Annotated in this window: 13 protein-coding genes; 7 read left to right on the forward strand and 6 right to left on the reverse strand. The window is 70.9% G+C overall.

Translation table 11 applies throughout. The features are described from left to right. Positions 1–283: 283 nt before the first annotated feature. Positions 284–1,015 carry a DUF2293 domain-containing protein gene (locus tag AQJ84_RS28605; protein WP_078631752.1) on the reverse strand — a complete coding sequence of 244 codons (732 nt, stop codon included), beginning with the start codon at positions 1,013–1,015 and terminating at the stop codon, positions 284–286. 182 nt (positions 1,016–1,197) lie between these two features. On the opposite strand from AQJ84_RS28605, the gene AQJ84_RS28610 reads away from it, so the two are divergent. After that, positions 1,198–1,839: a nucleoside/nucleotide kinase family protein gene (locus tag AQJ84_RS28610; RefSeq protein WP_030039525.1), complete on the forward strand. Its 642-nt coding sequence runs from the start codon at positions 1,198–1,200 to the stop codon at positions 1,837–1,839. A gap of 281 nt (positions 1,840–2,120) precedes the next feature. Beyond that, positions 2,121–2,552: a CBS domain-containing protein gene (locus AQJ84_RS28615; protein WP_030039526.1), complete on the forward strand. Its 432-nt coding sequence runs from the start codon at positions 2,121–2,123 to the stop codon at positions 2,550–2,552. A gap of 18 nt (positions 2,553–2,570) precedes the next feature. Here AQJ84_RS28615 and AQJ84_RS28620 read toward each other — a convergent pair whose 3' ends face one another. Further along, positions 2,571–3,698, reverse strand: a complete 1,128-nt coding sequence (locus AQJ84_RS28620) for a magnesium and cobalt transport protein CorA (RefSeq protein WP_030039527.1) — start codon at positions 3,696–3,698, stop codon at positions 2,571–2,573. Positions 3,699–3,974: 276 nt separating this feature from the next. Between AQJ84_RS28620 and AQJ84_RS28625 the strand changes: the two genes are divergently transcribed. Next, complete coding sequence (locus tag AQJ84_RS28625) at positions 3,975–4,769, forward strand: methyltransferase (RefSeq protein ID WP_030039528.1); 795 nt, start codon at positions 3,975–3,977, stop codon at positions 4,767–4,769. A gap of 96 nt (positions 4,770–4,865) precedes the next feature. Here AQJ84_RS28625 and AQJ84_RS28630 read toward each other — a convergent pair whose 3' ends face one another. Both AQJ84_RS28630 and AQJ84_RS28635 read right to left on the reverse strand, forming a co-directional pair. After that, positions 4,866–5,756: a carbohydrate kinase family protein gene (locus tag AQJ84_RS28630; RefSeq protein WP_030039529.1), complete on the reverse strand. Its 891-nt coding sequence runs from the start codon at positions 5,754–5,756 to the stop codon at positions 4,866–4,868. 74 nt (positions 5,757–5,830) lie between these two features. Next, positions 5,831–6,739, reverse strand: coding sequence for a pseudouridine-5'-phosphate glycosidase (locus AQJ84_RS28635; RefSeq protein WP_030039530.1), 909 nt, complete (start codon positions 6,737–6,739; stop codon positions 5,831–5,833). A gap of 98 nt (positions 6,740–6,837) precedes the next feature. Here AQJ84_RS28635 and AQJ84_RS28640 point away from each other — a divergent pair, with 98 nt between their 5' ends. Next, positions 6,838–7,266 carry a VOC family protein gene (locus tag AQJ84_RS28640; RefSeq protein WP_030039531.1) on the forward strand — a complete coding sequence of 143 codons (429 nt, stop codon included), beginning with the start codon at positions 6,838–6,840 and terminating at the stop codon, positions 7,264–7,266. Between the two features lie 52 nt (positions 7,267–7,318). Here the strand turns inward: AQJ84_RS28640 and AQJ84_RS28645 are convergent, their stop codons facing one another. Continuing rightward, positions 7,319–7,873, reverse strand: coding sequence for a methylated-DNA--[protein]-cysteine S-methyltransferase (locus AQJ84_RS28645; protein ID WP_030039532.1), 555 nt, complete (start codon positions 7,871–7,873; stop codon positions 7,319–7,321). Positions 7,874–7,965: 92 nt separating this feature from the next. Then, positions 7,966–8,841, reverse strand: a complete 876-nt coding sequence (locus tag AQJ84_RS28650; RefSeq protein ID WP_030039533.1) for a glycerophosphodiester phosphodiesterase — start codon at positions 8,839–8,841, stop codon at positions 7,966–7,968. A 278-nt stretch (positions 8,842–9,119) separates the two neighbouring features. On the opposite strand from AQJ84_RS28650, the gene AQJ84_RS28655 reads away from it, so the two are divergent. The 3 genes from AQJ84_RS28655 (at position 9,120) to AQJ84_RS28665 (ending at position 12,980) form a co-directional block, all read left to right on the forward strand. Beyond that, positions 9,120–9,989: an MHYT domain-containing protein gene (locus AQJ84_RS28655; RefSeq protein ID WP_030039534.1), complete on the forward strand. Its 870-nt coding sequence runs from the start codon at positions 9,120–9,122 to the stop codon at positions 9,987–9,989. Positions 9,990–10,029: 40 nt separating this feature from the next. Continuing rightward, entirely contained in the window at positions 10,030–12,165 is a 2,136-nt protein-coding gene (gene uvrB / locus AQJ84_RS28660; protein ID WP_030039535.1) for an excinuclease ABC subunit UvrB, read from the forward strand. 248 nt (positions 12,166–12,413) lie between these two features. Then, a complete protein-coding gene (locus tag AQJ84_RS28665; protein ID WP_030039536.1) occupies positions 12,414–12,980 on the forward strand; it encodes a TerD family protein in 567 nt (188 codons plus the stop codon). Positions 12,981–13,000: the final 20 nt, after the last annotated feature.

Raw genomic sequence — 13,000 nt, forward strand, 5'->3', positions numbered from 1 at the left:
AGCCCGGCCCGGCACCACCCCGTCACCCCGAGTCAATCCCCACCCGGCCCCACGAACCATGCCCGAGCCGCGCGGGGACATACGCGAGCGTCCACAGGCTCTCAGGCCTGTGACCTGTGTCCTGTGGCCTGTGACCTGAGGCCGGAGACCTGAGACCTGAGACCTGAGGTCAGACGTCAGGGGGACGACGTCAGGGGTCAGACCCCAGGCTCAGCACTCAAGGCACGGCGCACGGCGCACGGCGCATGGGCCACAGGGGCGCTGGGCTGGACGGGGCCGCGCGTCAGCCGGCCGCCTCCGCAGCCCCCACCTCCACCCCCACCTCCACCCCAACCCCCGACGCCCGCCATCCCGCGAGCACCGCCTCCACCACGCCCGCGATCCGCCGCCGCGCCTCCTGGCGAGCCACTCCGTTCATCAGCAACTGGTCGTACGGCGTGTCCACATGCCGTACGGACGCCACGACCGCCGAGATCACCGCCCGCTCGGACAACGCCCGCCCCGCCGCACTCCGCCCCACCCGACCGCTGCCCCGCACCGAGGCGTGCTCGGCGATCGAACGGGCGCGGCCGGCCGGGCAGCCCGGGAAGAGACGCCGGATCTCCGCCGCGAAGGCGTCGGTGAACCGCAGGTCCTGCGCCGCCCGCCGCGCGGCGTCCCGCACCCGGCGTCGCCGCCGCGCCTCCGCGTCCGCGAGACACCGGGCCTCGGCCCGGGCCAGCCCCGCCTCCTCGACGAGGACGCCCTGCCGCTCGTAACGGCCCTTGCGCCGGTTGAACCGCACCACCACCGCCGACAGCGCACTCTCCTCCCGCGACCGGCGGGTCAGTGCCGTGTCGCCGCTCGGCAGGAACACCAGGTGCCCGAGATCCGCGCAGTCGAGGCAGCGCGGGGCACCTTCCTCCAGCACGAGCAGAGGCGACGGCCCGCCACGACACTCCCCGCAGTGCCGTCGGCGCAGCGGCTGGATGACGAGAAGGCCGGTTCGAGGCGGGGGATGCGCGAGAGGTGCCATACCGGGTTCATGCCCGCCGCCGACGTGGAACTACGCCCTTCGGGTCCTGCCTCACGTGGCGCCCTCCGCGGACTCCGTGGCCGCCGCGGCCTTACGGGTACGGCGACGCGGCGTGGCCTCCGCCGGTTCGCCGTCCACCGTGCCCACGAGCGCGACGCACCCTCACCCGGCCCTGCAGCATCATGGGCCGTGTGCGACTCCAAGCGATCACCTGGGACCGGCTCGGCGACCTGCTGGCCGAACGACTGCTCGACCTGGAACCGGCCGACGGCAGCCCCTGGCCGCGCATCGCCTTCGACGGCGCTCCGGCGGCCCGGCCGGGCGACCTCGCCGAACGCGTCTCGGAGGCACTGCGCATACGCGGGCGGCCCTCGCTGGTCGTCGGCACCCAGGGCTTCCTGCGGCCCGCCTCGCTCCGTCTGGAGTACGGCCACCAGGACGTGGAGGCCTACTACGACGGCTGGTTCGACACCGGTTCCCTCTGGCGCGAGGTCTTCGGCCCCCTCGAACCCGGCGGCGACGGCCGTGTCCTGCCCGACCTGTGGGACCCCACCACGGACCGCGCCACCCGCAGCCCCTACGTCCAACTGCCGCCCGGCGGCTTCCTGTTGCTGCACGGCCCTCTCCTGCTGCGCCACTGGTTCCCCTTCGACCTGACCGCCCACGTCCTCCTCTCGCCCGGCGCCCTGCGCCGCCGCACCCCCGAGGCCGAGCACTGGACCCTTCCCGCCTTCGAGCGCTACGAGGCCGAGACCGACCCCGCCCGCGCGGCCGACGTCCTGGTTCGCGCCGACGACCCGCGCCACCCGGCCTGGAACGGCTGACCCGAGCCGGCCGCCCGTCAGGAAGGACGACGAGCTACGCGTGATCATCCGCGTCGCCCCCGGAAGGACGTGGGTCTCCGCAGAGCGCGAGGATCAGGGGCGTCGGAGGTCTCCGCGCCCGTGTGGTGCAGGGCTTGCGTGGGACCGCCGCCCGCGGTGCGTGCGTCCGGAGTGCGTGAGTCCGGAGTGCGTGAGTCCGGCAGCGCGGCGAGAATGTAGGGCGCCGGGACTTGCGGTGCCCCTCGTGCCGCGCCGGCCGCCCGGCATCGGGAGGTAACCACATGACCACCGCCGGAGACATCATGCACCGTGGTGCCCAGTGGATCCCCGCCCACGAAACCCTGGACCGCGCCGCCCAGCTGATGCGCGAGCTGAACGTCGGAGCCCTGCCCATCAGTGACGAGAACGAGCGGCTCTGCGGCATCCTCACCGACCGCGACATCGTCGTCGGCTGTGTCGCCGTGGGCCACGACCCGGCCAGGGTCACCGCGGGCGAGATGGCCCACGGCACCCCGCGCTGGATCGACGCGAACGCCGACGTCAGCGAGGTGCTCTACGAGATGCAGGAGCACCGGATCCGCCGGCTCCCCGTCATCGACAACAAGCGCCTGGTCGGCATGATCAGCGAGGCCGACCTGGCCCAGCACCTGACGGAGGACCAGCTCGCGACCTGGGCCGAGAACGTCTACGCCAGGGCCCCCGGCCGCCCTTGACCCCTGTCGCGCCGGGCGTCACAGCCAGCCGTTGCGCCGGAAGCCGCGGTGCAGGACCAGGCACGCGACGGATATGACGCCGATGACCATGCCGTAGCCGTATCGCCAGTGCAGCTCCGGCATGTGGTCGAAGTTCATGCCGTACACCCCGCACACCATCGTCGGTACGGCGACTATGGCGGCCCATGCCGTGATCTTCCGCATGTCCTCGTTCTGCGCGACCGTCACCTGCGCGAGGTGCGCCTGCAGGATCGAGTTGAGCAGTTCGTCGAATGCGGCGATCTGTTCCTTGACGCGCAGCAGATGGTCGGAGACGTCACGGAAGTAGGCCTGTATCTCCGCGTCGACCACCCGGATCGGTCGCGTGGCGAGGTCTTCGAGCGGACGGCTCAGCGGGACCACGGCCCGCTTCAGCTCCAGGAGTTCACGCTTGAGCTGGTAGATGCGTCCGGCGTCGACCCGGGCGCCGTTCTCCGCGAAGACGGCCATCTCGACCAGGTCGATGTCCGACTGCACCGAGTCGGTGACGTTGAGATAGTCGTCGACCACATGGTCGGCGATCGCGTGCAGCACCGCGGCGGGTCCCTGGGCCAGCTGCTGGGGAGCCGACTCCAGTTCCTCGCGCAGCGGGCCCAGGGAGCCGTGCCGCCCATGTCGTACCGTGATCACGAAGTCATGGCCGACGAACACCATGATCTCGCCCGTGTTGACCACCTCGCTGGTCGCCGTGAGCTCCTCGTGCTCGACGTAGCAGACCGTCTTGAACACGGCGAACAGCGTCTCGCCGTAGCGCTCCAGCTTCGGGCGCTGGTGCGCCTCGATCGCGTCCTCGACGGCCAGCGGGTGCAGGTCGAAGAGCTCCGCGATCCCCGCGAACTCCTGGTTCGTCGGCTCATGGAGTCCGAGCCAGACGAACCCGTCGCGGTTCTTGCGCACCCGCTCCACGGCGTCGACCAGATCGACGCCTGCCGGGGCCCGGACGCCGTCCCGGTACGTCACGCAGTTCACCACCGACGAACCCAGCGGGGACCGGGCCGGATGACTCAGGTCGACACGCGGGCGCCGACGGGCCAGCCGTGCCACCTTGCGGAGGCCGCCGACCCTGCCGAGGCTCGTGACCTTCCGCAGATTCCCTGCCATGGACATCTGCATCTCCTTGCGTGGATCTCCCCCGCGTCGCGTTTCCGCGCCCTGGCGAGCCAGTTTGCCAGCTCCGGGTGTGTGCCGGGTAAGCCTGTGGGAGCTGGGGCTTCCGCTTTGTTCCCGGCTGTGGACAACCAGGCTTCGGCACTGTGTCGAACGGCGTGTCCGGCGGCCTGCCCGGGAAGCGCCCCGTCATCTCCGTCCCCGGCGCCGCGTCGTCCTCCCCCCGGCGCCGCGTCGTCCCCTCCGGACAAGCCGGGCAACTGGGATGATCCTTCTATGACGCGAACCGACGGGTATCTCCTGGACAACCGGCAGACGGAGGCGGGGGAGCGTTTCGACGCCTTCGCCACCCTCTTCGACCCCACGACCTTCCGGCACCTCGAAGGATTCGGCATCGGATCCGGCTGGCGCTGCTGGGAGGTCGGCGCCGGCGGTACCTCCGTCGTGTCCTGGCTGGCCAAGAAGGTCGGCCCGACCGGACGGGTCGTCGCGACCGACGTCGACACCTCACGCCTCACCGCGGCCGCCCGGCAGCCGGTCGAGGTACGCGTCCACGACGTGGGCGCCCAGGAGCCGCCCGGGGAGGGGTTCGACCTGGTCCACGCCCGGCTCGTCCTGGTCCATGTGCCGGACCGGGAAAAGGCGTTGCGGTCGATGGTCAAGGCACTACGCCCCGGCGGACGACTCCTGGTCGAGGACGCCGATCCCGCCCTGCAACCCCTGATCTGCCCCGACGAGCAGGGGCCCGAGCAGCAGCTGGCGAACAGGCTCCGGCAGGGCTTCCGCCAACTGCTGGCCGACCGAGGTGCCGATCTCGCCTACGGCCGCAGGCTGCCGCGGCTGCTCCGCGAGGCGGGCCTGCGCCGGGTGGAGGCCGACGCGTACTTCCCGGTCACCTCGCCGGCCTGCGCGGCCCTGGAGTCCGCGACGATCCGCCAGATCCGCGACCAGCTCGTCACCGCGGGCCTCGCCACGGACCAGGACATCGACCGCCACCTCGCGAACGTCGCCTCCGGAGGCATGGACCTCGCCACGGCACCGATGATCTCGGCGTGGGGGCGCAAGGGGTAGGCCGCGAGGGGTAGGCGCCGCGGGGCAGCGCTCGTGGGTATCGGACACACGTCATCGGCCACCAGCGCTCGTCCCGCCCTGCCCCACCCCGCCCCGTCAGTCGTTCACCGGCGGCCGGCCTCCCACCCGCTCCACCGCCGTCGCCCCGGCCCGGCACCCCTGTGCCGCCGCGGCCTCGGGGCCGGCGCCCGCGAGCAGGGCGGCGAGGAAGGCGCCGGTGAAGGCGTCGCCGGCTCCGGTGGTGTCCCGGGGTGTCGCCGGTACCGCGGGGACGTGGGCGACCACCGTGCCTGACCGGGCCACCAACGCACCCTCCCGGCCCTGCTTCGCGACCACCAGCGGGACCTGGAGGCTGAGCTTGGCCGCCGCGTCCGCCGCATCGGTCAGCCCCGTGAGCAGACAGGCCTCGTCACGGCTGGGCAGCAGGATGTCCACTCCGTCGACCAGCGCCAGGAACCGGTCGACTCCCAGCTCCACGAGGAACCCGGCCGACGCCGGGTCCATGCTCACCGGCACCCCACGCGCGCGTGCCGCCCCCAGCGCCACCGCCACCAGGGCGCGGCTCGGCTCGGAGAAGAGCAGGTAGCCCGACAGATGCAGCCGTGCGACCCCGTCCAGCAGTGCGTCCGACCAGTCCTCGGGCGCGAGCCGCAGCGACGCGCCGCTGTCCGTCAGGAACGTCCGTTCACCGGCCGCACCCGTGTCGACGAGGCTGATCACCGTCCCGGTCGGTGCGTCGGGGTCGACGACCAGCCGGGGCCGTACGCCGCGCGCGACCAGCTCCCGTTCGTGCCAGGCGGCCGAGTCCGCGCCCACCCGTCCGAGCAGTCGCACCTCACAGCTGCCCGTGTGAGCAGCCCAGCAGGCCACGTTGGCGCCCGCGCCACCCGGCACCGTCCGGATCGCCGCGGCCGTGTCCGTGCCGGCTGTGAGCGGTCCCCGGTGTCGGGCCACGACGTCCGTGATGACGTCGCCGACCACCAACAACGCGCCGTCAGGCCGGGCCCGGTGCTGCCGATGGTCTGCCGTGGCAGCCGCCTCGGGGCCCGTCCGCCCCGCTGTCACGCCCCGGCCCAGGCCGCCGCGATCCGAGCCGCCAGCCGAACGTTGCCGCGCACCGCCGCGAGATTGGCGGTCAGCGAGGCTCCGTCGGTGTGCTGCACCAGGTAGTTCAGCAGGAACGGCGTCACTCCCTGGCCCGTGATCCCCTCCTCCTCGCACGCGTGCAGCGCTTCGGCCAGCACGCGCGCGTGCAGCCCGGGATCCAGCTGCTCCGCCTCCGGCACCGGGTTGGCGACGATCAGGGCCGACTCGGGCCCGTCGACCGCGTCCTGCGCCCGCATGACGTCCGCCACCTGCCCCGGGCTGTCCAGCGTCCACTCCACGGGATGCCCCGAGTCGGACAGATAGAAGCCGGGGAAGCGGTCGGTGCCGTATCCTGCCACCGCGACGCCCAGCGTCTCCAGCCGCTGCAGGGTCGCCGGCACGTCCAGGATCGACTTCACGCCCGCGCACACCACGGTGATCCGGGTCCGTGCCAGCAGGCCGAGGTCGGCCGACTCGTCCTGCGTCACCGTCCACTCCCGGTGTACCCCGCCCAACCCGCCCGTGGCGAACACCCGCACGCCCGCCAGGGCCGCCAGCAGGGCCGTCGCCGACACCGTGGTCGCGCCACTCGCCCCGGCGGCCACGGCCAGCGGCAGATCGCGGTGGCCCAGCTTGCGGATGCCGTCCTCGTTGGCGACCCGCTCCAACTGCTGCTTGTCCAGGCCGACGTGGGGCCGCCCGTCCAGCACGGCGATCGTCGCGGGTACGGCACCCTCCTGCCGCACGACCTCCTCCAGCTCCAGCGCCACCTGCAGATTGCGCGGGCGCGGCAGCCCGTGCGCGATGATCGTGGACTCCAGGGCCACCACGGGTCGACGCGCGTCGATCGCGTCGCGCACTTCTTCGGACACCACCAGCACCACGTGCCTGCCTCCTGTCGGTCGGTCTCCCCTCATCTCTGGCGGGCGGCGCGCCAGGTCAAACACTTGCGTCCTGTGGGGGACGACACCAGCCTGGGGGGATGACGGACAACACGACACGTCTCGACCACATAGTCCTCTGGGTGCGCGACCCGGTGACCGCCGCCCGCTTCTACGAGAAGGCCATCGGCCTGGAGACCGTCCGGCTTTCCGAGTTCACCGCGGGCGAGGTGTCGTTTCCCTCCGTACGCGTCAACGACGAGGCCATCATCGACCTCATGCCGTCGACCATGGCGGAGCACATGACGATGCTCCCCGGCGCGGCGGACAGCGCCGGACACCCCGTCAACCACGTGTGCCTGGCACTGCCACAGGACGCCTTCGACAGCCTCCGCTCCCGTCTGGAGGAACACTCCGTGCCAGTGTCGGACGTCGCGCACGGGTCCTTCGGCGCCCGCGGAAAGGCCGAGCGCAGCTTCTACTTCCGCGACCCCGACGGCAACGTCTTCGAGGCGCGTCACTACGGCTGACGTCCACGGCGTGTCCACGCACGCCCGTCGCACACACCGGCTGCCCGGGCGCTCAGAACAGCGGTTCGGGCAGCACGCCTTCCAGGGCCAGTAGCTTCCGCTTGGTCTCCAGGCCGCCGCCGAACCCTCCGATGCCGCCGTCGCTCTCCACGACCCGGTGGCAGGGCACCACGACCGGCAGTGGATTGGAGCCCATCGCCACGCCCACCGCCTGGGCAGCGCCCGGCTGCCCCACGCGCCCCGCCAGATCGCCGTAGCCGACGACCGAGCCGAAGGGGACACCGGTCGCCAGCTCGCGCAGTACCTGCCGGTTGAATCCCGAGATCAGCGACCAGTCCAGCGGGAGTTCGAAGTCGTGCCGCCGGCCCGCGAAGTACGCCCGCACCTGGCGTATCGCCTCGGCGAGCAGCGGGGAGCCGGGCGCCTCGACGGGCTCGCCGCCCAGCCGGGACGCGAGCCGGTCCAGCGCCTTGTCACGGACCGGGTCCGTGGCGTGGAACACCACATTGACCAGACCCTCTCGGGTCGCGGCCAGCAGCAGAGGGCCGATGTCACTGGCGACGACGGCCCACACGACCTGCGGCTCGTCCTGCCCATGGCTGTTCATGCGGCCCACCGTACGACCCGCCACTGACATCGCCCGCGCAAGCGCCCGGAAGGCCGGGAGCTGCCCGGGTGGACCGAGCGGACGAAGCGTGGTCAGTTCCCGCCGAGCGCGGTGCGCACCACGTCCGGCTTGTTGGTGATGACCCCGTCGACGCCGTACCCAGCGACCCGACGGGCCGTGGCCGCGGTGTCGACGGTCCAGGTGAAGATCTCCAGCGGTCTGCCGTGCGGACCCGTGAAGGCGTGGACGGTGGAGACGTACCCGCTGGAGAGGGATCTGTAGGACGGGTTGATCTGGTCGGCGAAGACCGCGTACGCGGGCAGGTTGGCCACGGAGGGCGTCCCGAGCAGACCGGTCTTGACGGCGGGCTTCAGCTGGTGGACCGCGCGGACACTGGGTGCGCTGAAGCTCTGCACGATCAGCCGGCCCGCGACATGCCGCCGGTCGAGCCAGCCCTCGTTCCCGAGCACCTTGAGGGTCTGCCCCTCGATGCCCGGGTACAGGTCCGGATTCTTGATCTCCAGAAGCAGCTTCTGCTGGTGGACGTCCACCCGGCGCACGTACTGCGCGAGCGTCGGCACGCGTGCGCCCGCGTACGCGGGACCGAACCAGCTGCCCGCGTCCAGGCGGGCGATCTCGGCCGCGGTGAAGTCCCGGACCTTCCAGGGCGCCCGGGAGGGGAAGACCTCCTCGGCGTCCGTCGTGCGCCGCAGGTTGTCGTCGTGGAGGACGACGAGCTTGCCGTCCTTGGTGCGCTGGACGTCGTTCTCGACCCAGTCGATGCCCAGCGCGGCCGCCTTGTCGACGGCCGCAAGGGTGTTCTCGGGCGCGTAGGCGGAGGCACCCCTGTGGGCGATGACCGTGGGCCGTTTCACGGCTGCGTCGGCCCGGACGTCGGCGGTGGGGGGCAGGAAGGCGGCGGTTCCCAGGAGCGCGGTGGTCGTGGCGGCAAGTGCGCGGGCGTGCATGCGTACTCCTCGCGTCGAGCGATCACTGACAGCACCACTGTGACAGCAGAGGGTCAACGGGAGGTGGGTACGGAATGACCACAAGTTGAATGCGGCTGTCCCAAGTCCGCTCACTGATGCCGCACAACTGGGGCAAGGGCGTGTTTCTTTGCCGGAAAATCGTTCGACCATTCCGGTGGGAGTCATACTCTCTGCGTCAACCCTGACCGCGTGGGCGGCCCGGGAAAGGGCGCACATCAGGGATTTCCGGGAGCAAAAAGGCGGAAGGGCAGCCGCGCATGCAAGGCACGGTCGACGGATTCAGCTACGGACTCGTCACACCGCTGGTGGCCTACCTCATGGCCTGTCTGGGCGGAGCCCTCGGACTGCGCTGTACCACCAGGTCCATGATCGTCAGCAACTCGTGGCGCCCCGGCTGGCTCGCCCTCGGGGCGACCGCGATCGGCTCGGGCATCTGGACCATGCACTTCGTCGCGATGATGGGCTTCAAGATCCGGCAGGCGCCGATCCACTACGACCCCGCGATGACGTTCGCGAGCCTGGGCGTGGCCATCGTCATGGTGGGCATCGGGATCTTCATCGTCGGCTACAAGGGGGCGTCCGGCACGGCCCTGATGACCGGGGGTGCGGTCACCGGCCTCGGCGTCGCCTCGATGCACTACCTGGGCATGGCCGGCATGCGCTTCAACGGCAAGCTGGAGTACAACACCGTCACCGTGGCCTTCTCGGTCGTCATAGCCGTCGTCGCCGCTACCGCGGCCCTGTGGGCGGCCGGACAGGTGCGCGGGTTCCTGTGGAGCGTGGGCGCGAGCCTCGTGATGGGCCTCGCCGTGACCGGCATGCACTACACGGGCATGGCCGCCCTCAGCGTCCATCTGCACAGCTCCACGTCCCCGGCCACCGGGGACGCCGCCCCGTCCTTCCTGGCGCCCATGATGATCGGCCCGCTCGCCTTCCTGCTCCTCGCGGGCGTCGTCGTGATGTTCGACCCGTTGATGGTCATGGGGAAGCCCGTCCGGACCCCCGCCGAGAACAAGCCGGGCGTTCCCGCGCGCGAACTCGTCTCCCACCACGCCACCCGCCGCCCCTCCCTCCGCACTCGCCGGAGTGTGGACCCCTGGGACTCCCGCACGCCGCAGAACCGCTGATCAGACCGCATTGTCAGTGGGGGGTCGTACGGTTGGTGGCATGCGGCCCGTTTCCCACATCGAACGCACGGTGGCGCCTTTCGAGGTCGTCAGCCCGTACCAGCCCAGCGGCGACCAGCCCGCGGCCATCGCCGAGCTCGCCCGGCGCATCGAGGCCGGTGAGAGGGACGTCGTGCTGCTGGGCGCGACCGGCACCGGAAAGTCCGCCACCACCGCCTGGATGATCGAGAAGCTCCAGCGCCCCACCCTCGTGATGGCGCCGAACAAGACCCTGGCCGCCCAGCTGGCCAACGAGTTCCGCGAGCTGCTGCCCAACAACGCAGTCGAGTACTTCGTCTCGTACTACGACTACTACCAGCCCGAGGCCTACGTCCCGCAGTCGGACACCTACATCGAGAAGGACTCCTCGATCAACGAGGAGGTCGAGCGGCTGCGTCACTCCGCGACCAACTCGCTGCTCACCCGCCGCGACGTCGTCGTGGTCGCCTCGGTGTCCTGCATCTACGGCCTCGGCACACCGCAGGAGTACGTGGACCGCATGGTCCCCCTGCGGGTCGGCGACGAGATCGACCGCGACCAGCTGCTGCGCCGCTTCGTGGACATCCAGTACACGCGCAACGACCTGGCCTTCAGCCGCGGCACCTTCCGCGTCCGCGGCGACACCATCGAGATCTTCCCGGTCTACGAGGAGCTCGCCGTCCGCATCGAGATGTTCGGCGACGAGATCGAGGGCCTGTCCACCCTCCACCCGCTCACCGGCGAGATCATCAGCGACGACCAGCAGCTGTACGTCTTCCCGGCCTCCCACTACGTCGCGGGACCCGAGCGTCTGGAGCGGGCCGCCAACGACATCGAGAAGGAACTGGGCGAGCGCCTGGCCGAACTGGAGAAGCAGGGCAAGCTCCTGGAGGCCCAGCGCCTGCGCATGCGTACCACCTACGACCTCGAGATGCTCCGCCAGATCGGCTCGTGCTCCGGTGTCGAGAACTACTCGATGCACTTCGACGGCCGCTCGCCCGGCTCCCCGCCGAACACCCTGCTCGACTACTTCCCGGACGACTTCCTGCTGGTCATCGACGAGTCGCACAACACCGTCCCGCAGATCGGCGCCATGTACGAGGGCGACGCCTCCCGCAAGCGCACCCTCGTCGACCACGGCTTCCGGCTGCCCTCCGCCCTGGACAACCGTCCCCTGAAGTGGGAGGAGTTCCAGGAGCGCGTCGGGCAGACCGTCTACCTGTCCGCGACCCCCGGCAAGTACGAGCTCTCGCGCGCGGACGGCGCCGTCGAACAGATCATCCGCCCCACCGGTCTGATCGACCCCGAGGTGGTCGTCAAGCCCACCGAGGGCCAGATCGACGACCTGGTGCACGAGATCCGCGAACGGGTCGAGAAGGACGAGCGTGTCCTGGTCACCACCCTCACCAAGAAGATGGCCGAGGACCTCACCGACTACTTCCTGGAACTCGGCATCCAGGTCCGCTATCTGCACAGCGACGTCGACACCCTGCGCCGCGTCGAACTGCTGCGGGAGCTGCGCTCGGGCGAGTTCGACGTGCTCGTCGGCATCAACCTGCTCCGAGAGGGCCTCGACCTGCCCGAGGTGTCCCTGGTGGCGATCCTCGACGCCGACAAGGAGGGCTTCCTGCGCTCCGGCACCTCCCTCATCCAGACCATCGGCCGCGCGGCGCGCAATGTCTCCGGCCAGGTCCACATGTACGCCGACAAGATCACCCCGGCGATGGAGAAGGCCATCGAGGAGACCAACCGCCGCCGGGAGAAGCAGGTCGCGTACAACACGGAGAGGGGCATCGACCCCCAGCCGCTCCGCAAGAAGATCAACGACATCGTGGCGCAGATCGCCCGCGAGGACATCGACACCGAGCAGCTGCTCGGCTCCGGCTACCGCAAGGGCAAGGACGGGAAGGGCGCCAAGGCACCCGTGCCGGCCCTCGGGAAGGCGGCCAAGGGAACCAAGGCGGCCAAGGGCAAGGCCGGGGAGAAGGTTCCCACCGACCGTCCTGCGGCCGAGCTCGCCGAGCAGATCGAGGAGATGACGGAGCGTATGCGCGCCGCCGCGGCAGATCTCCAGTTCGAGATCGCGGCCCGACTGCGCGACGAGGTCTCCGAGATGAAGAAGGAACTCCGCCAGATGCGGGAGGCCGGCCTGGCCTGACACACGGGACGGCGCCGAGGCTCGACCGGACCGGCGCCGTCCGCCCCCCCGCTCACCTGCACAGGCACCCTCCTGTACACGCGCTGTGTTGCAAGACCGACACAAAGTGCGGGCCGGGGTACGGCACTGTCAGTGGCTCTGCGTAGGGTTCTCGTCATCCGCGGATCCCGCGGCAACAGGGGAATACGAGAGGGGACCAGCCCGTGGTGGACGTATCCAAGGGCGGCGCGCCCGGCGGCGGCGTCAATCTGACCAAGGGTCAGGCCATCAGCCTGCAGAAGAGCGACGGCGGCAGCCTGACAGCGGTGCGCATGGGCCTCGGCTGGCAGGCGGCCCCCCGGCGCGGTCTGTTCGGCACGCGCACCCGCGAGGTCGACCTCGACGCCTCGGCCGTCCTGTTCGCTGACAAGCAGCCGGTCGACGTCGTCTTCTTCCGTCACCTGGTGAGCGACGACGGGTCGGTGCGCCACACCGGTGACAACCTCGTCGGCGGCGTGGGGCAGGGCGGTGACGACGAGGCGATCCTCGTGGACCTGGCCCGTGTGCCGGTCCACATCGACCAGATCGTCTTCACGGTGAACTCCTTCACGGGCCAGACCTTCCAGGAGGTGCAGAACGCGTTCTGCCGCCTGGTCGACGAGACCAACGGCCAGGAGCTCGCCCGGTACACCCTCGCGGGCGGCGGCGCGTACACGGCCCAGATCATGGCCAAGGTGCACCGCACCGGCCCGGGCTGGACGATGACGGCCCTCGGCACCCAGGCCAACGGCCGGACCTTCCAGGACCTGATGCCGGCGATCCTGCCGCACCTGTAGAGGCTGCGCGGGGGGCGCGG

Source organism: Streptomyces resistomycificus, from assembly GCF_001514265.1.
In the GTDB taxonomy this organism is placed as follows: domain Bacteria; phylum Actinomycetota; class Actinomycetes; order Streptomycetales; family Streptomycetaceae; genus Streptomyces; species Streptomyces resistomycificus.

Excerpts from the sequence above, each read along its gene's own strand:
- AQJ84_RS28605 (WP_078631752.1), bottom strand. The coding sequence starts at position 1,015 with ATGGCACCTCTCGCGCATCCCCCGCCTCGAACCGGCCTTCTCGTCATC.
- AQJ84_RS28610 (WP_030039525.1), top strand. The coding sequence starts at position 1,198 with ATGGGCCGTGTGCGACTCCAAGCGATCACCTGGGACCGGCTCGGCGAC.
- AQJ84_RS28615 (WP_030039526.1), top strand. The coding sequence starts at position 2,121 with ATGACCACCGCCGGAGACATCATGCACCGTGGTGCCCAGTGGATCCCC.
- AQJ84_RS28620 (WP_030039527.1), bottom strand. The coding sequence starts at position 3,698 with ATGTCCATGGCAGGGAATCTGCGGAAGGTCACGAGCCTCGGCAGGGTC.
- AQJ84_RS28625 (WP_030039528.1), top strand. The coding sequence starts at position 3,975 with ATGACGCGAACCGACGGGTATCTCCTGGACAACCGGCAGACGGAGGCG.
- AQJ84_RS28640 (WP_030039531.1), top strand. The coding sequence starts at position 6,838 with ATGACGGACAACACGACACGTCTCGACCACATAGTCCTCTGGGTGCGC.
- AQJ84_RS28645 (WP_030039532.1), bottom strand. The coding sequence starts at position 7,873 with ATGAACAGCCATGGGCAGGACGAGCCGCAGGTCGTGTGGGCCGTCGTC.
- AQJ84_RS28650 (WP_030039533.1), bottom strand. The coding sequence starts at position 8,841 with ATGCACGCCCGCGCACTTGCCGCCACGACCACCGCGCTCCTGGGAACC.
- AQJ84_RS28655 (WP_030039534.1), top strand. The coding sequence starts at position 9,120 with ATGCAAGGCACGGTCGACGGATTCAGCTACGGACTCGTCACACCGCTG.
- uvrB (WP_030039535.1), top strand. The coding sequence starts at position 10,030 with ATGCGGCCCGTTTCCCACATCGAACGCACGGTGGCGCCTTTCGAGGTC.